The following is a 17,207-nucleotide window of genomic DNA, read 5'->3' as shown; positions in this document are numbered from 1 at the left end:
CTCCTACTTCGGTGTGAAGTTGGCGGTCAGTATCTGGTCCGCGGAGACGGTGAAGGTGTACGACGGCGTTGTCGACACCACGGTCCCGTTCACGGTCCAATCCCGGAAAACGCTATCCGATCCTGGCGCTGCCGTCACTGTGACCTGCGCGCCGACCTCGTACGTTCCTGGCTCGGACTCGTTTCCGGCGATCGTCGCGGTGCCGTTCCCGGCGGCCTCCACGCTGATCCGGCGCTGGACGACGTTGATCACCATCACGTTGTGCAACGTCGCCGGACCGCTCAGCGTGGCGCCGTTGTAGCGGGCGAGGTTCGTCGCCTCGACGTCGCCGTTCACGACCTGCACGGTGTGCCCGTCGCCGCCGAGGTTGTCGGTACCGAGGTTGAACGCGTCCACCTGCCCGGAGTTCACCACGAGGCCGTCGTGGAACCCGTACGCGAACACGTTCAGCAGCGTCAGCCCGAGCGCCCCGTCGACGGTGACGATCTTCGCGGTCTTGCGCATGTACTTGTCGATGACGAGCTCGAAGATGCGGCCCTCGTTCATCCAGTACGGCACCTGGTACCCGACTCGCGTGACCGCGTTCCCGTTCGAGAGCACGCCCTCGACGCGGCCGTCGCGTCCCGGGCCGATCGCGATCGCGTGGTCGAAGAAGGCGCCCGCGATCTTGCGGACCACGACATCGTCGCCGCTGAGGTCGATGCCGTTCCAGGCGTTCGGGAAGCCGGCGTTGATGACGTAGTTCCCGCCGGCGTGGCCACGGACGGCGTACGGGTACGGCACCACGCCCTCGGCCTTGCCCGGGTTGTTCTCCGGGTAGAAGACCCGCAGTCCGCGGACGCCGGCGCCCTTCCCGGACAGCGTCAAGAGAGCGCTTGCCGACTCCCCGGCGCCCCGTCCCTCGAACGCCTGCAAGACGGTCCCGCCGCTCGCACCGCCCTGATCCCGGTTCGGTACGGCGGACGCACCGCGCAGCTCGACCTTCGCCGGAACGCTCAGATGCGTACTGATCCGGTACCAGCCGGCGGGCAGGTACACGATCCCGCCACCTTCACGCCCGGCGCGATCGAGCACTTTCTGCACCTCGCGCGTCACGTCGGCCGCCGGAAGGTATCCGACCCCGTGCGGCGCATCCACGACGTACAGCTTCTGCACCGGCTTGGGCAGCGGCTTCTGCGTGTACGTCGGTGCGGTGCCGGACATGTGGTGGATGATGCCGGACTGCGCGCCCGTGACCTCGGTGCCGGTGATCTTCACGTAGCCGCGCGAGTTGTTGGTGATGCCGCCCTCGACCCGGCCGCCGGCGAGCGTCAGGCCCCAGCGGTCGTCCATCACGTCGACGAGCAGCCCGGTCCCGACCCGGCGTACGTCGGGTTCGAGGAAGCTGCCGGTGAACTGGGCCCGCTGGCCCGCGACGACGTGGATGCCGACGGAGTAGTCGGAGAGCGCGATCCGGTAGAACTGGTCCCACTCGAGGTCGCCGAGCACCAGGCCGGTGCCGTGCGCCCGGGTCCACGCGTCGAGCGCGGAGCGGGCCGGCGGGTGGAAGGCGGCCGGCGCGGACGACCAGTACGAGTTGCTGAAGGCAACGTTCTCCCAGGTGCCGACGTCGGCGCCGTTGTAGGCGCGGGCGCCCTCGAACAGCGCCGTACCGCGGACGTTGCGGATCGTCGTCGACTCGTGCACCTGGCCCGAGCTCGGGGCGTTGCCGTGGTCGTTCGGCATCGTGCTGACGCCGATACCGCGGTACGAGTTCAGCATGGTGACGTCCGAGACCGTCGCCATCATGTAGTTCTCGTTGCCGATCCACGCACCGCCGGGGATCTCGAACGTGTAGTTGTACGGGACCGGGGTGCTCGCGCTCTGGTTCGGGTAGTACGTCGTGACGCCGAGGACGCCCGCGCTGCCGCCGATCCGGAACAGGCTCGGCCCGTCGTCACCGGACGGAAGGTCGGCGATGATCACCGTGCCCGTACCGAGCTTCTGACCGTGGTCGCCGCGGAGACTGCAGAACGCGTGCACCTCGATCGTGTCGGTCACCTTGTACTGCCCGGCCGGCAGCCAGACCGTGCCGCCGCCCGCGTCCTGGCAGGCATAGATCGCCTGCTGGATCGCCTTGGTGGAGTCCCGCCGGCCGCTGCGGTCCGCGCCGAACTGCGTCGCGTCGAAGTCCGCGACCACGCCGTCCTCGGTCGGGTTGGTTGTCGACACGAGCCGCGGCGTCGGCGTCACGACCGGCGCCAGCCGCAGCTGCAGCTCCTTGACGGTGAACGAGTCGGCGCCGGTCATCGCGACCCGGACGTACCGCGCGCTGACCGTCACGAACCGCGTCCGGCTGAACTGGTTGCCGCCCGGCGATCCGGTCCGGCCCACGCTGACGAACTTCTGCCCATCGTTCGAGACCTGCACGGAGTAGTCAGGCGAGGACGCCTCGGCCCACTCGACCCGCACATCGTTGACGGGACGCCGCGTACCAAGATCGATCTGCAGCCACGAGTCCGCACCACCGCTCCAGGCAGTCTGGTGGTTGTTGTCGTTGACCTGAGCAGCCCCAGTCCCACCGCTTGCCGTCGCCGTACCGTCGTCCGCGAAGTTGGTGTCCACGACTGACGCGGTGAACGCGTTCAGCTTGGCCTGCAACGTCTTGAGTGCCGTCTTCACCTGTACGTCGGTGACGCCCGGAGTGGACGCGATCGCCTGAGCGTTGTCGATCGCGTCCTGCAAGGTGGCGCGGCTGCCGGCCGGGTACTGCCCGTCGCGCGTCCCTTCGCGAGCAGCCTGATCGGCGCGGGCGGCCTCACCGATCAGGTCGACGAGCCCCTCGGTGACGTCGAGGGTGGTCGCGACCTTGGCGACCCGTACGGCGGCAACCTTGAGATCGACCGCGCCGTCGCCGTTGTGGATCCGGAAGTCGCCGCCGTTCGAGCGGTTCGTCAGCACCGCATCCGGCAGCGCGAACGTGTACGTCTTCCACGTCTTGGTGTCGCCGTACCGCACGACCTCGGAGTTCTTGAACTTGTCCGGGATCGTCTCGCCGGGGGAGTCGTAGTGCAGACCGAACTGGCCGTTGCCCTCGTCGAAGTAGTCGATGCTGACCAGCACGAGACTGCGGTTGTCGTACAGGTAGGTGTCGGCGACGTTCATGTAGAAGAAGTTCGTGCCGGGCGACGGCGCGGTGTGGTCGGTCTGCCAGTACGGGCGACCGTCCTGGACGCCGGTCACCAGGTGCGACGCGTCGTCACCGGCCCGCGGGCTGATCCCGCTCTGGACCGGCGTCGCGCCGAGCTGCACCGACGCTCCCGCCGTACTGATCCGCAGACCGGCGATCGTGATGTCGGCGCTTCCGAAGACGCGGACGTCGGCGTCGCCGAGGCGGTTGGTGAACGCGATGCCGGTCAGCGAGAAGACGCCGGTCTTCCACTGGCCGGTGTTCGTGAGCTGGATGTCAGTGGTGTCCTGCTGCGGGTCGGCCTTCGCGTCGTACTGGAGTTCGAGCGTGCCGGTACCGCTGTCGAGATAGGTCACCGTCACCAGGACGTCGTCGGTGCCGATCTCGCTCACGTAGTCGCTGTCGACGTCGAATTCCAGGTAGCCGGTGCCGGCGGCCTGGTTCGTCTGCCAGTACGTGCGACCTTGTTCGGTGCCGGTCCGCAGACCGGCCGGGTCGTCGCCGGCGGCAGGCTGCACGCCGAGCGTGGTCGGGGCCGGGCCGAGATCGGTGCCGACCCCGCTCGGATACATCGTGGCAGCGTGCGCCGTCGGTACGACGAGCACGCTGGTGAGAAGCACGGCGGGAAGAACCCGCGCTAATAGGCGTCTGGACATGCTGAAACCTCCAGGTGGCGGGCCGGAAGATCAACCGCGCGGATAAGTTAAACCAAGCGTGTTACTTATTCAAGAGCCCGGCCCCGAGGCAAGAAAAGCGCTGGTACGGCGGCCAGCACGGTGAACCCGATCGCCCACCCGAAGCTGTGCGCGTACGCCGTCTCCAAGCGGTGCCCAATGAGCTGGCTCTTGAGTACGACGGCCAGCGTCGCGGCCCCGAAAGCACCACCGAGTTGCTGCATGATCCGCGTCGTACTGCTGGCGTGCGGGATCTGCGCCGGGTCGAGGTCGCGGAAGGCGCCGACCATCACCGCGAGATTGACCGCGCTCAACCCGGCGCCGCGAAGCACGAGCGCGATCCCGAGCAGCCAGTACGACGTGCCCGCAACCGCGAACGCGATGGTCCCGAGCGCGGACGTTCCCGAACGGGTGCTCACCGCGCCCACCAACCTGCTGCGTCACGAGATGATGTTCACCCGCGAACCGGTGCCGGCCCCGACGCTGACAGCATTGGTCGACGACGTGTTCCTGCCGTTGGTCAGCGGAACGCCTGGACGTTCCGGCTGACCCAGTCCGCGAACGTGTGCGGCGGGCGGCCGAGTACCTTCTCGACGTCGGGACTGACCTGCTGCTCGGCCGCTGACGGCGTACCGAGAATGTCGAGCGTGGCCTCGACGACTGGCTCCGGCATGAAGTTGAGCATGCCGCTGCGAGCCTGGTCGCGGGTGAGTTCCGTGAAGTGGATCGGCGAGCCGATGACGGTCTCGAACACCTCGGCCTGCTGGCGAGGTGAGATCGCGGCCGGGCCGGTCAAGGTGTAGACAGCGTTCGCGTGGGCCGGGTCGCGCAGGGCGGCCGCGGCGACCTCCGCGATGTCCTGCGGGTCGACCGCAGGTAGGGCGATGTCGGCGAACGGTGCGGCGAAGGCCCGCTGGGTGCGAATCGAGTCGGCCCACGCGAAGGCGTTGCTGGCGAAGTTGCCGGGGCGCAGGATCGTCCACTCGAGTCCGGACGCCGTCACCGCGTCCTCGTGGATGGACGGGTGGCGCTTGGTGCCGACGCCTTGCGACGACAGCAGTACGACGCGCGGTACGCCGGCGTCGCGGATCACCTCGACGACGTCCTGGAGGTTGCCGTTGGCAAGGAAGCTCGCGGAGGTGAGGAGGAAGACGGCCTTCGCTCCGTCGAGGACGGGCTTCAGGGTTGATGGGTTGGACAGGTCGGCCTGATGGCCTTCGCCATGGTTTTCGATATGGCGCGAGACGGGGACGACATCCTCGCCGGCGGCGGTCAGGGTCTGGACGAGAGGGCGGCCTACGTTGCCGGTTGCTCCGGTGATCACGATCATGAAGACGACGCTACTGGTCGCGAGATAGTAGGTACCTAGAGGATAGTAGTGGGTTTGTGAGCGAGACCACAGCAGTTGATACAGCGGTTGATACAGCAGTCGGTTCAGCAGCCGGTTCAGTGGTCGGGCCAACGGTCGGGCGGGCGGTTGAGCCCGTGCTGGCCTGTCCGATCGCGCCGGTCGTCGACCTGGTCTTCAGCCGGTGGACGACGCCGATCCTGTGGACGCTGAACGAGTACGGCGAGCAGCGGTTCGTCGAACTGCAGCGCCGGATCGGGGTGATCACGCCCAAGGTCCTCACCCAGCGCCTGCGCCAGCTCGAACGCGACGGACTGGTCACCCGCACGTACCACGCCGAGGTCCCACCGCGCGTCGAGTACGCGATCAGCCCCCTGGGCCGCAGCCTCGCCCCCCTCTTCCACTCCCTCGCCGAATGGTCCCCCAACCTCACCAAGGTGGAGGAGGCCCGCGAAGCCTTCGACACAAACGAACCCGCCCACCGCCGCCCCTGACCCCACTCGCCCGCGCCTCACACGCGCGCCCGCCCACCCGCCGCCCTGACACCCGCCCGCCCGCGCCTTCATACGCGTGCCCGCCCGCCGCCGTCCCAGACACCCGGCCCGCCCACCGCCGTCCCAGACGCCCACCCGGCCCAACGCGCATTCACGCGCACGCCGCCCGCCGCCCGCCGCCCGCCGCCCGCCGCCCGCCGCAACGAGCATTCACGCGCTCCCGCCTCTCCCGCAACGCCCCCTCACACGCGAGGGGATATCCCCTCGCGTGTTGGGTTCTCCCCTCGCATACCAACAGAGAACCCACAACACGAGGGGATATCCCATCGCGTGTTGGAGGTGTGGGCGGGTGTGGGCGAGGGTGGCCAGGTCCCGGTCCTTGGACCGGGGAGTGCTACCCACCTGAAGTGACCAGCTAGCGTCCCCAGTCTCTCCAGCCAGCGCCCCCACCCCACCCCGGTCACCCCACCCGAGCCTCTCCAGCCAGCGCGCACCCCACCCCACCCCGGTCATCCGGTCGCCCCGGGGGCGTTGGGCGTGGGTGCGGCTGGGTTGGGCTCGGGTGGTGGGGGTGTGGATGTTGTGCAATGTCGACAGTACGTATACCTCCACTGACGCGGGCATCCAGCCTGCCGCCAGCGCGCGGTGGCAGGTAGTAGATGTATATGTCCTGTCGAGATGCCGTTTTCGGCGGACTGCGTCTGCGCGATGAGCGCGGTGAGGCACGGGCGGCCGGTTGCCGAGGGGGAGACACCTTCTGGGCGGTGCGGACAGGGAATACCGGGTTCCGGCTCACCGGAAGCTGTCTCGCGGGTCTGCAGGCCACCGCGCGTCGGACAGGAGCGCCGGATGTCGCCTCGGGTTGTTAGGCGACGCCGGCTAGGTGGCGGGTTTGGAGGGATTCGAGGAGGGTGAAGAAGTGGGTGAGGGCGTCGGGGAGGCGGAGATGGCCGGCTTCGTGGTGGTGCCAGCCGTACTCGAGTTCGCCGTCGATGGTGCGTTCGTCGAGCGGTACGGCGTACCGGCTGAGTGTCACGCGGGACGGGCCGGTCTGCGGGTGGTGGTCGCCGCATCCGCATTCGGCGGGGATCGTGATCGTGGTCAGCGCGTCGGGGGAGTACCTACGTAGCCGGAGCGTTGTGCCGCGGGCGGTGAACTGGACGATCGTGGCGTCGGGCAGCTGGACGAGGAGCTCGACCGGTACGGCGTACGAACCGGGAAGGAGCCGGAGACCACGGGATGCGAACAGGTCGGCGAGAGCCGGGAGATTCATGCGAATTCCTGTGAGTGCTGTGTCGGCGGGCGGGCCACGGAAAGGTCAGGGCCTCGTGCGCCGGAGAGTCGGCGCGCGTCAGCGACAACAGCAACAACACAGCATCTGCATGCCGAAGATCATGACACCGCCCAGGGTCCACCGCCAAACACCATCCGCGATGTGGGACAACTGTCCGTGATGTGTCAGCGAACGGCTGGACCCTCCCGCCGCCGGAGGGTCCATCATGCGGGTGTGCGAACAGAGATCGAAGCCCGAGGCGGCCTGCACTGCGAGACAACAGCGCTGGGTGTTCTGCTCCGCGGCCAAGGGGTGGATCTGTCCGAGGCGATGCTCTTCGGGCTCGGCTCCGGTCTGTCCTTCATCTACTGGGACAGCAAGAGTTTGGGCTTCCCTTTCCTTGGGGGACGGGTGAAGCCGTTCGAGCTCACCAGGAACCTGGCCGGGGCACTCGAGCTGGAGCTCTTCGTCCATGAGACCACCTCGCCGAGGAGGGCTTGGGAGAACGTCGCGGCCTCGATCGACGCCGGGCGCCCGGTCGGACTGCAGCTCGACAGCTACTACCTGGAGTACTTCGGCTCGAAGGTGCACTTCGGTGGTCACGTCGTGGCGATGTACGGGTACGACGACCAGAACGCGTATCTGGTCGACACCGACCAGCAAGGCGGAGCGGTGTCCACCAGCCTGACGAGCCTCGCCGAGGCCAGGGCGGCGCGCGGCCCAATGACTGCCAAGCACCGGTCTTTCACCCTCACCGCTCCCCGAGAGCTGCCTGCGCTGGCGCCTCAGATCGTTCCCGCGATCAGAACATGCGCCGACGCGTTCCTTCACCCGCCCATCGCCAACCTCGGTCACCGGGGCATCGCGAAGGCGGGCAAGCTGGTACGCGCGTGGCTCGAGCGGACCGACGACCCGCAACGGGATCTGCCACAGGCTGCGCTCTTGATGGAGAAGGCCGGCACCGGGGGCGCGCTGTTCCGCAACCTGTACCGCGACTTCCTCGGCGAATGCACGCAGCTGCTCGACAGCAGTGAGCTGCGCACCGGACATCGGCTGTACGGCGAAGCGGCTGCATTGTGGACCGAAGTCGCAACGCTGATCGCCACAGCGGGCGAGTCGGGAGATGCGCAGTACCTGGTCAAGGCAGGTGCGGCCCTCGGTGACCTCGCCCGGATCGAGTACGACGCCATGCAGGCACTCAGTCGCCTGAGTGCCTGAGCGGGTTCAGTCTGCTTTCTTGCCGAACATGATTTCGTCCCAGCTGGGGACGCTGGCGCGCTTGCCTCGGCGGGCCGGCTTCTTCTTGGGTTCGCCCGCTGCGTCGTCGGTTGCAGGCGCGCCGCTGTCGGCGCCGTCGGGCAGGGCCTGCTGGGCGCTGGCTGCGGGGGTCTGCTTGGGAGTGGTCGGCGGCTCGGGGGACGGTGCCGGGTCGCGGACAGGGTCCGGGCGGCGGGCTTCTGACGCGCGGGCTGCCGGACGGGGTGCCGGTTCCGCGCGACCGGGCTCAGAACGGCGGGGCTCGGTGGTGCGGGGTGGCTGGGGTTCCTGGAGGCGGTCGTCAGGGGTGGCGGGGGAGGCGAAGGCGGGTGGGTCGGCGGGGCGTTCGACGGCGCGGACCGCGGGGCGGGGGGCCGGGGGCTGGTCGACCGGTACGTCGATCAGCGTCGGCTCCTCGTCCGGGTTCGGCACCGAGTGCACACGGCGCGGCCCACGATCCGCATCCCGCGAACCGTCACGCGCAACCTCGCGCGGATACTCCCGCCCACCATCACGAGCGTCCCGTAAACCATCACGCCCACCGTCGCGAGCGTCGCGTCCACCATCGCGTCCACCATCCAGCCCGCCATCACGCCGACCGTCGCGGACGCCGTCGCGGGATTCCAGGCCGAACTCGCGGCCGTCGGTGGAGGCTGGGTGGTTGCGGCGGCGCAGGCCGACCGTGTCCTCGAAGCCGGCTTCGTAGCTGTCGGCGCCGTGGTCCGGCGCGATCAGCGGGTCGATGTCCGCAACCGCGGCCAGCCGCCGTTCACCAGGCTGCGGCTGCACGGGCGTGGTCGTCGTGACCTGTGCCTGCTCGCCGACGAGCCACCGCGCCTCGTCGTCGTCGGGCACCGCGTACCGCCCGGGGGCGTCGTACGCGAACATCGCGACCTTCTCTTCCTTCTGCTCCGCCTCGATCTCAGACTCGACGAAGTACGACACCCGCACCGCCCAGCGGCCGTCCTCGCGCCGCCACGCGTCCCACTCGGCCGAGGCCGGGTCGACCTGCCGCGTCCGCAGCCGGTCGGTGACCCACGCGCCGAGGTTCCTGGTCGGGGCGTCGCCGCCACCGCGACGACGGACGGATGCACGCTGCGCGAGGCTGGCGATGTGGTCGCGCTCGGCCAGAACGGGGCCCGCGAACGCCATCACGCGTTCCATCGGCATCTGGGCGACGGCAGCGACCGCCTCGGGACTTTCGCCGGCGCGGATACGAGCCTGGATGTCTCGTGGGCGCAGCGCGCTCTCCATTTGAATCTCCAGCTGGCCGAGTCGGGCACGGTCGCCGCGGAGGGCCGCACGCAACCGGTCGTCGACCGGTACGGCGAACTCCTCACCCGTCTCTGCCATCGCCAGGACGAGTTGCTTACCGTCCTGGCTCAGACCGACGAGCCTCGCCTCGCGCATTGACCTTGTTCTCCTGTGCGGTTCTAGACAGTCTCTCCCGGACGCTGGGCCTGACCAAGACCGGCGCGCCGTGCCGCGCAGTCATTGTGGAGGTTACGTCACGAATTCACATCTTGCCTGGTCACCAGGGTCCTCCTGATCACACCAGTCACATTAGTCACAACACGGTGTGACGGCTAACCACGCGTCAGTCAGCGAACGCCGAACGCACCGCAAGTGCACGCTTCAGGTCGTCAGCCATGTCCCCGACAGACCGCCGGATGCCGGCCGCGACGGACTCGTCCGCGATCAGGTCGGCGGCCCGGTCGACAACGCGCTGCTCGACGGCGTACCGCGGGAACGCGCTCTTCGCGCTGGTGGCCACCACCCAGCCGGAGCGGAGCTTCTCGGTGCCGGCGATCTCCGCGAAGAACCGGTCGACGTACGGCGCCGTGAGCTCGGACTGCGTCGGATGCCAGAACCCTTCGCACGCGGCGTACAGCTCGTAGTTCGCGATGTCGGCGTCCGTGGTGATCTGCGCCCACGCACGCTCCTTCGCGGCGGCCGTCGGCAGCGCGGCCCGGCAGCGGGTGGCGTGGACGATGCCCTCGGACGAACTGTCCCGCTCGAGCTCGGCGTCGATCTCGGCCTCGCCGATCGCCCCGAGGCGGGCGAGCTGCAGCGTCACGATCCACCGCAGGTCGGCGTCCATCGTGACGCCTTCCGGTACGCCGTGACCCGCGAGCCAGCCCTTCAACCGGTCGACGTCGTCGGTGAACCGCGCGAACCCGCGGGCCACCGACAACTGCACACTGCTTCCGACCTCGACAGTTTCCAGGCGCGCACGCAGTACCTCGGCCAACTGCCCGCGGTACGGCTCGTACGGCAGGTAGACGCCGAGCAGGTGGGTGGTCGACCAGTTGAGCAGCGTCCCGACCGCGATGTCGCTGGTCTCGGTCGACAGCATCCCGAGGACGACGTCGAACCCGACCTTCGGATCCAGCTCCGCGTCGGCGACCGAGTCCCGCACGCTGTTCAGGATGACGGCGCGGGTCACGCCGTCCTCGATCTTCGGCAGCAGCGCCGCGAGGTTGTCCAGGCTCACGGAGTCGAGCCGGATCTTCGCCCAGCTGTCGTCGCCGGCGTCCGGGATCACGACCGCGAGCGACGGGTCCAGGTCGACGTCCACCTCGTCGGCGTCGATCAGTACGTCGACCGTCGTACGGCGGCCCTCGGTGTCGTACCCGCCGACGGTCAGCTTGTGCGGCCGCACCGCCGGGTAGGCCTCGGGCGCCTTGCGGTGCAGCTTGAAGCCGCTCCCGGTGCGGGAGACGGTGATCGTGTCGACGCCCGGCGTCCGCAGCCAGGCCTGCGCCCAGTCGTCCAGACCGACCGCGCCGGCCTCGGTCCACTTCGCGACCAGGTCGGCGAACGTCGCGTTGCCGAACTCGTTGGCGGCGATGTGCGCGTTGACGCCGGCCAGGAACACGTCGTCACCGAGGTACGCCGCGAGTTGCTTGAGGACCGCGGCGCCCTTCGCGTACGAGATGCCGTCGAAGTCGTCGAGCGACGCGAGCGCGTCCTTCACCGCGTCGGCGGCGACGGGGTGGGTCGAGGACCGCTGGTCGGCCTGCAGGCCCCACCACTTGCGCATGTAGGCGAAGTCGATCCAGTTGTCGGTGTACCGGGTCGCCTCGGTCGACACCCGGTGCGCCATGTACTCGGCGAACGACTCGTTCAGCCAGAGGTCGTTCCACCACTTCATCGTCACGGTGTCGCCGAACCACTGGTGGGCCATCTCGTGCACGATGGTCCGCGCCCGCTGGCTGCGCTCGCCGTCGGTGACCGCCGAGCGGAACACCATCTGGTCCCGGAATGTCACGCAGCCCGGGTTCTCCATCGCGCCGGCGTTGAACTCCGGCACGAACGCCTGGTGGTAGTCGCCGAACGGGTACCGGTACCCGAACATCCGGTGGTACGCGTCGAAGGACTGCTTGGTGACCTCGAAGATGTCCGCGGCCTCACGGTCGAGCGCGTCCTTCAGCGACTGCCGCGAGACGACGCTGAGCGCGATGCCGTCGTGGGAGTCGGTGAGCTGGTGGTACGGCCCGGCGACGACGGTGACGAAGTACGTCGACAGCGGTTTGGTCTCGGCGAGCTCCCAGCGACCGGGGGAGACCTGCGTGGCGGCGCCGTTGCCGAGCACGAGCCACTCTTCCGGGGCCGTGACCTTGAAGCGGTACGGCGCCTTGAGGTTGGGCTGGTCGAAGCACGCGAAGATCCGCGGGCCGGCGTCGAGGAAGGACATCGCGTACGTGTAGGCGAGACCGTCGGCGGCGTCGACCGCGCGGTGCAGTCCCTCGCCGTCGTGCGAGTACAGCATCGAGGCGACCACGACGAGTTCGTTCTCCGGCTGCAGGCCGGTCAGCTCGAGCCGTCCGTCGTTCAGTCCGGCCACGTCGACCGCCGTACCGTTGAGCGTCACGGAGATCAGCTGGTCGGGTTTCACGTCCACCCAACTGGACGGTTCCGAGGCGGTGAACCTGATCACGGTGGTGGATCCGAACGTCCGCTCGCCCTGGGTGAGGTCGAGGTCGACGTCGTACGACTGGACGGAAAGTGCGGCGGCCCGAGTGCGGGCGCCGTCGACGGTGAGACTCGGCATGAGGGCCACTGTATGCCGAGACTAGGCTGAGCACATGGGCGATATGGAGTACCGACAGCTGGGTGACTCGGGTCTTACCGTGAGCGTGGTTGGGCTGGGGTGCAACAACTTCGGGCGGCGGCTCGATGCGGGCCGGACGGATGCGGTGGTGAATGCTGCGGTCGATGCGGGGATCACGCTGTTCGACACCGCTGACGTCTACGGCGGCGAGCACGGATTCAGCGAGGAACTGCTCGGGAAGGCGCTCGGCGACCGCCGCGACGAGGTGGTGATCGCGACCAAGTTCGGCGGTGACATGCACGGCGAGAACGGCCCGGACTGGGGTGTCCGCGGCTCCCGCCGGTACGTCCGCAAGGCGGTCGAGTCGAGCCTGCAGCGACTCGGCACGGACTGGATCGACCTCTACCAGTTGCACGTCCCGGATCCGGTCACCCCGATCGAGGAGACCCTCGCCGCTCTCACCGAGCTCGTTGCCGAGGGCAAGGTTCGGTACGTCGGCAGCTCGCAGTTCGCGGCCTGGCAGGTGGTCGACGCGGACTGGACCGCCCGGTCGAACGGCCTGGAGCACTTCATCAGCGCACAGAACCGGTACTCGCTGCTCGAACGCGAGGTCGAGGACGAGCTGGCGCCGGCTTGCGAGCACATCGGTGTCGGCATCCTGCCGTTCTTCCCGCTCTCGTCGGGTCTGCTCACCGGCAAGTACAAGCGCGACGCGGACGCACCGGAAGGCTCCCGGCTGGCGACGCAGCCCGAGCGGCTGACCCACGCCGACTTCGACAAGATCGAGGCGCTCGAGACGTTCGCTGCCGAGCGTGAGCTGACCCTGATCGACGTCGCGATCGGCGGCCTCGCGGCCCAGCCCGCCGTCGCCTCGGTCATCGCCGGCGCCACCACCCCCGAACAGATCACCCAGAACGTCACAGCCGGCCGATGGGCCCCAACCCCCGCCGACCTGGCCGCCCTGGACGAACTGACGTGACCCTGATTCTCCTGCCGCCGTCCGAGGGTAAGAGCGGGCGGTCTCGTGGTCGTGCTGTCGACTTCGGGACGTTGTCGTTTCCGGAGTTGAATCCGGTTCGTGAGCAGGTGCTCGAGACGCTGGCGAAGGTTTCCGCGTCCGCCGACGCGCACGACGTACTCGAGGTCGGCGCCTCGCTGCGTGACGAGGTCGAGCGGAACACCCGGTGGCGTACCGAACCGTCCGTGCCGGTCTCCGAGTTGTACTCAGGTGTCCTGTACGACGCCCTCGGCTACTCCACGCTCTCCGCAGGCACGAAGCGCCGCGCCGCGAATCGTCTGCTCGTCATCTCGGCGGCCTGGGGCGCGCTGCGTCCGGCCGACCGCGTCCCGCCGTACCGGCTGTCGATGGGTACGACGCTGCCCGGCCACGGACCGTTGGCGTCGGTGTGGCGTGATCCGCTGGCCGCCGCGCTGGCCGGCGTCGACGGTGTGATCGTGGACTGCCGGTCCACGACGTACGTCGCGGCGTGGCGGCCGGCCGGCGACCAGGCGGACAAGTGGGTGTCGGTGAATGTGGTGCGGGAACGCGACGGTGTCCGGTCGGTCGTCTCGCACAACGCGAAGCACACCCGCGGCCTGGTCGCGCGGCACCTGCTCGAGTCCGGCAAGGACCCGGGGACGCCGAAGTCACTCCACAAGCTGATCAGCGAACGCTGGAACGCCGAGCTCGACCGCGCGGGCGCGGGCTGGACGTTGACCGTCGTAGAGAAGGACTAGGCGAAGTCCGCCTTCCGGATCACCCCGTGGACGCCGGTCGTCCGGTCGACGATCTGAGAGACCTCGAAGTCGGCGGCCGCTGACAGGTAGGCGTACGCGACGGCGCGGTCCATGCCTTGGTCGGTCTCGAGGAAGTCGAGCGCGTTGATCACGGCGCGCCGCATCGCGATGTTGAGGTCGTTGCCCTGACCGTTCTGGCTGCCGTCGGGGTCGGACAGGCCGATCGGCACCCAGGCGTCCGGCGTCTCCGCGAACGGGTATCCGAACGCGACCGACGGCGCGTCCCCCGACCCCTTCTTGCAGACGGTCAGCCGGAACGTGGCCCGCAGCGATCCCTCCAGAGCGGTCAGCGCGACCTCGCCGTTGCCCATCGCGAAGTGCGGATCGCCCGCGTGGAACAACGCCCCGTCGGCGAACACCGGTAGGTAGAACGTGGACCGCTCGCCGAGCAGGTTGATGTCGATGTTGCCGCCGCCGAGGGTCGGCGGGATCGAGTTCAGCTCGGGCGCGGTCGGCGCGGACGACTCCGCGAACGCGACCCCCATCAGCCCCATGAACGGGTTGAGCGGGAACGTCACCTTGCCGCCGGCCATGACGCCCTGCCGGCCGCGAATCGGCGTGAACACCGACACGTTGCCGTACCGCTCCGGGTCGCCGGTCGCGCGGCCGTCGGTCGCCACGGGCGGCATGATCTCGTCGATCGTGATCCCGGCCGGGATTCCTCCGCCCGCGAGCCGGGGGAGTGCGCCCTTGCCGTGCCGGCTCGACACCACGCCGTACGGCACCCGCGGGAGCATCGACAGCATCTCGACCTTCAGGACGTCGCCCGGTGCGGCGCCGGTGACGAAGATCGGACCGGTGACGACGTGCGGACCGTCGACGTCGAAGTTCCGCGCCGTACGGTCGTAGTCGCGGGCGATGGCGACCGCGTCCTCCAGCACGGACGACTTGCGGACGCCGTGCCCGGCGAAGTACTCGACCGGGTCGCGTCCTTGGTCCTCGAGGATGCCCTCGTGCGAGACCGTGTCGACGGTGACGGTGTCCCCGGACCGCACCCGCAGTACAGGATCGCTGCCGATCGACGGCACATAGCCCCAGCGGACCTGGTCCGGCGTCGATCGCAGGTAGTGACGGCCGTGGATCGGCCCTTTGCCCGGTTGCAGCACTTCCTTGGGTACGGCGGCACTCGCCGGGCCGGCCGCCACGGGTGCGGTTGCTGCGGCGCCGCCGAGGACCGCGGTGGCCCGGAGGAAGTCGCGGCGGCCGAGCCCCGAGCGCAGCAGGGACGCGGCGTACTCACCGAAGGTTGCCATCGGCATCTCCTCACTGGCCTCACTGGATGATGTCGCCTGTATACCGTTCCGGCATTTCGGTGCCGTGAAGCCGCGTGAACGCGGTATGACGGTGACGTTCATGCGGCCTTCATCGCTCGGTGGTTTCTTACCGCCTGTGATCGGGGAAGGCTGAGGACAGCACGTCAGGGGGGATCCGCCCTAACCCTCGGAGGCCTGACCGATGCGACGCCGGACTGCAGTACTGACAACCGTGGCAGCAGTAGCGACTGCGTGGACGCTGAGCGCCGGACCGGCGCTGGCGAACCCGCCGACCCCGCCGTCGGCGAGTACCGCCGCGACCCAGCTGGCGAGCCTGACCGTGAAGGCGGAGGGCTCGAGTGACGGCTACAGCCGGGACAAGTTCCCGCACTGGATCAACCAGTCCGGGACCTGCGACACCCGCGAAGAGGTGCTGAAGCGCGACGGCACCGGTGTGACCGTGGACAGCAGCTGCCAGCCGACGGCCGGCCGCTGGTACAGCGTGTACGACTCGACCTGGGTGAACGACTCCTCGGGCGTCGACATCGACCACATCGTGCCGTTGTCGGAGGCCTGGAAGTCGGGCGCCAGCGCGTGGACAACGGCCAAGCGTCAGGAGTTCGCGAACAACCTGACCATCTCGCAGCTGATCGCGGTGACGGCGTCGAGCAACCGCTCGAAGGGTGACAAGGACCCGTCGGCGTGGAAGCCGCCGAACGCCTCGGTGCACTGCATCTACGCCCGCGAGTGGATCTGGGTGAAATACACGTACAAGCTCTCCCTGCAATCAACAGAGAAAACCGCCCTAACCCAGATGCTAGCCACCTGCTGATCGCTTACGTCCGAAGAAGCGGCGGGACGTCTGCGCGGTTCTTCGGACGTAACGGGTCAGTCCTCGAGTAGGTGGCGGCGCTGGGCGTGGATGCCGGCCTGGAAACGGGTCCGCGCGCCCAGCGTCTCCATCAGCTCGGCCACCCGGCGCCCGACGGTCCGGCTGCTCAGCGCGAGCTGCCGGGCGATCGCGTCGTCCTTGAACCCGGCCGCGAGCAACGTCATCAGCCGGGCGTCCGTCGGGTCGGCCTTGGCGGCGGGGACGACTGGCACGGCCTGGTCCCACAGCAGCCAGAACATCTCGATCAACGCGTCCAGCAACGCGCACGGGTGTACGACGAGTGCGCTGTCGACCAACTGGTCCACCGACAGCGGCAGGAGCGCGATCTTCCCGTCGAACACGGCCAGCTTCATCGGCACCTGCGGATGCACCCGCGACGTCTCGCCGGCATCGGCCGCGCTGTACGCCTCGTCGACACCGCCCGGGATGTCGAGCGAGTCGGGGGAGTAGATGCCGTGAACGACGACCCCGTCGCCGAGCAGTCCTCGTACGGTGCTGTCCGATTCCGCGGCCTGCGCGGCGTACGGCGGGCGGTCGAGGACGAGGAGCTGGGCATTGGTCCCGTTGAGCAGCTGCGCGAACCGGGCGGCGATCGCCTCCTGACCGACGATCACCTCGACCAGGTTCTCCGGCCGGTACTGCTCCTGCGTGCTCAGCTCCGACAACAGCACGCGTGCCTCGGCGCGAACACGATCGAGCTCGGCCCGCCGTACGGCGACCAGCGCGTCGACCGCGACGTCCGGACGGGTCGGGAGCAGGCGCACCGGGTCGTCGGCGGTGCTGGTCAGCAGTCCGAGCTTCTCGAGCCGGCCGGTCGTCGCGACGACCTCCTGCTCGTCACGGCCGAGGAGATCGGCGAGCTCGCGGACGCCGCAGCCCGGCGCCGACAGCAACGCCCGGTAGGCCTCCTCGTCCGACGGCTCCACCCCTACCGACTCCAGCATCCGATCAGGCTATCTCGTCCCGTGGACCGGCTCGACCGATTTGGCTACTTCG

General features: G+C 68.9%; 13 protein-coding genes. 5 read left to right on the top strand and 8 right to left on the bottom strand.

What is annotated here, in order from left to right:
• Positions 1 to 3: 3 nt before the first annotated feature.
• The 3 genes from ACWF0M_RS24870 to ACWF0M_RS24860 all read right to left on the bottom strand — a co-directional run bounded on the left by ACWF0M_RS24870 (position 4) and on the right by ACWF0M_RS24860 (position 5,173).
• Positions 4 to 3,789 carry a glycosyl hydrolase family 28-related protein gene (locus ACWF0M_RS24870; protein WP_452238097.1) on the bottom strand — a complete coding sequence of 1,262 codons (3,786 nt, stop codon included), beginning with the start codon at positions 3,787 to 3,789 and terminating at the stop codon, positions 4 to 6.
• Positions 3,790 to 3,890: 101 nt separating this feature from the next.
• Complete coding sequence (locus ACWF0M_RS24865) at positions 3,891 to 4,262, bottom strand: hypothetical protein (RefSeq protein WP_452238096.1); 372 nt, start codon at positions 4,260 to 4,262, stop codon at positions 3,891 to 3,893.
• A gap of 101 nt (positions 4,263 to 4,363) precedes the next feature.
• Positions 4,364 to 5,173: an NAD(P)H-binding protein gene (locus ACWF0M_RS24860; RefSeq protein WP_452238095.1), complete on the bottom strand. Its 810-nt coding sequence runs from the start codon at positions 5,171 to 5,173 to the stop codon at positions 4,364 to 4,366.
• Positions 5,174 to 5,328: 155 nt separating this feature from the next.
• Here ACWF0M_RS24860 and ACWF0M_RS24855 point away from each other — a divergent pair, with 155 nt between their 5' ends.
• A complete protein-coding gene (locus ACWF0M_RS24855; RefSeq protein ID WP_452238094.1) occupies positions 5,329 to 5,685 on the top strand; it encodes a winged helix-turn-helix transcriptional regulator in 357 nt (118 codons plus the stop codon).
• A gap of 865 nt (positions 5,686 to 6,550) precedes the next feature.
• On the opposite strand, the gene ACWF0M_RS24850 is transcribed toward ACWF0M_RS24855, so the two are convergent.
• Positions 6,551 to 6,958: a hypothetical protein gene (locus ACWF0M_RS24850; protein WP_452238093.1), complete on the bottom strand. Its 408-nt coding sequence runs from the start codon at positions 6,956 to 6,958 to the stop codon at positions 6,551 to 6,553.
• 234 nt (positions 6,959 to 7,192) lie between these two features.
• On the opposite strand from ACWF0M_RS24850, the gene ACWF0M_RS24845 reads away from it, so the two are divergent.
• Entirely contained in the window at positions 7,193 to 8,176 is a 984-nt protein-coding gene (locus ACWF0M_RS24845; protein WP_452238092.1) for a BtrH N-terminal domain-containing protein, read from the top strand.
• Between the two features lie 6 nt (positions 8,177 to 8,182).
• Here ACWF0M_RS24845 and sepH read toward each other — a convergent pair whose 3' ends face one another.
• Both sepH and pepN read right to left on the bottom strand, forming a co-directional pair.
• On the bottom strand, positions 8,183 to 9,625 hold the full coding sequence (gene sepH, locus ACWF0M_RS24840) for a septation protein SepH (RefSeq protein ID WP_452238091.1): 1,443 nt from the start codon (positions 9,623 to 9,625) through the stop codon (positions 8,183 to 8,185).
• 187 nt (positions 9,626 to 9,812) lie between these two features.
• The gene (pepN, locus tag ACWF0M_RS24835) at positions 9,813 to 12,269 is read right to left on the bottom strand and encodes an aminopeptidase N (protein ID WP_452238090.1); all 2,457 of its coding nucleotides are present in this window, start codon (positions 12,267 to 12,269) and stop codon (positions 9,813 to 9,815) included.
• A 79-nt stretch (positions 12,270 to 12,348) separates the two neighbouring features.
• Between pepN and ACWF0M_RS24830 the strand changes: the two genes are divergently transcribed.
• Together ACWF0M_RS24830 and ACWF0M_RS24825 are read left to right on the top strand one after the other, a co-directional pair.
• Positions 12,349 to 13,248: an aldo/keto reductase gene (locus ACWF0M_RS24830; RefSeq protein ID WP_452238089.1), complete on the top strand. Its 900-nt coding sequence runs from the start codon at positions 12,349 to 12,351 to the stop codon at positions 13,246 to 13,248.
• Positions 13,245 to 14,006 (top strand): YaaA family protein, encoded by a 762-nt coding sequence (locus ACWF0M_RS24825; RefSeq protein WP_452238088.1) that lies wholly within the window; start codon positions 13,245 to 13,247, stop codon positions 14,004 to 14,006. Before ACWF0M_RS24830 ends, ACWF0M_RS24825 begins: the two co-directional genes overlap by 4 nt.
• Here ACWF0M_RS24825 and ACWF0M_RS24820 read toward each other — a convergent pair.
• Positions 14,003 to 15,319 carry an acetamidase/formamidase family protein gene (locus tag ACWF0M_RS24820; RefSeq protein WP_452238087.1) on the bottom strand — a complete coding sequence of 439 codons (1,317 nt, stop codon included), beginning with the start codon at positions 15,317 to 15,319 and terminating at the stop codon, positions 14,003 to 14,005. The two genes, ACWF0M_RS24825 and ACWF0M_RS24820, sit on opposite strands and share 4 nt — an antisense overlap.
• 202 nt (positions 15,320 to 15,521) lie before the next feature.
• Between ACWF0M_RS24820 and ACWF0M_RS24815 the strand changes: the two genes are divergently transcribed.
• On the top strand, positions 15,522 to 16,151 hold the full coding sequence (locus ACWF0M_RS24815; protein ID WP_452238086.1) for an HNH endonuclease family protein: 630 nt from the start codon (positions 15,522 to 15,524) through the stop codon (positions 16,149 to 16,151).
• Between the two features lie 56 nt (positions 16,152 to 16,207).
• On the opposite strand, the gene ACWF0M_RS24810 is transcribed toward ACWF0M_RS24815, so the two are convergent.
• The gene (locus ACWF0M_RS24810; RefSeq protein ID WP_452238085.1) at positions 16,208 to 17,155 is read right to left on the bottom strand and encodes a transcriptional regulator TrmB; all 948 of its coding nucleotides are present in this window, start codon (positions 17,153 to 17,155) and stop codon (positions 16,208 to 16,210) included.
• Positions 17,156 to 17,207 lie beyond the last annotated feature (52 nt).

It is taken from the genome of Kribbella sp. NPDC055110 (assembly GCF_053607525.1).
Note: the sequence above shows the minus strand (reverse complement) of the source record. Positions and strands in the feature narration are given on the sequence as shown.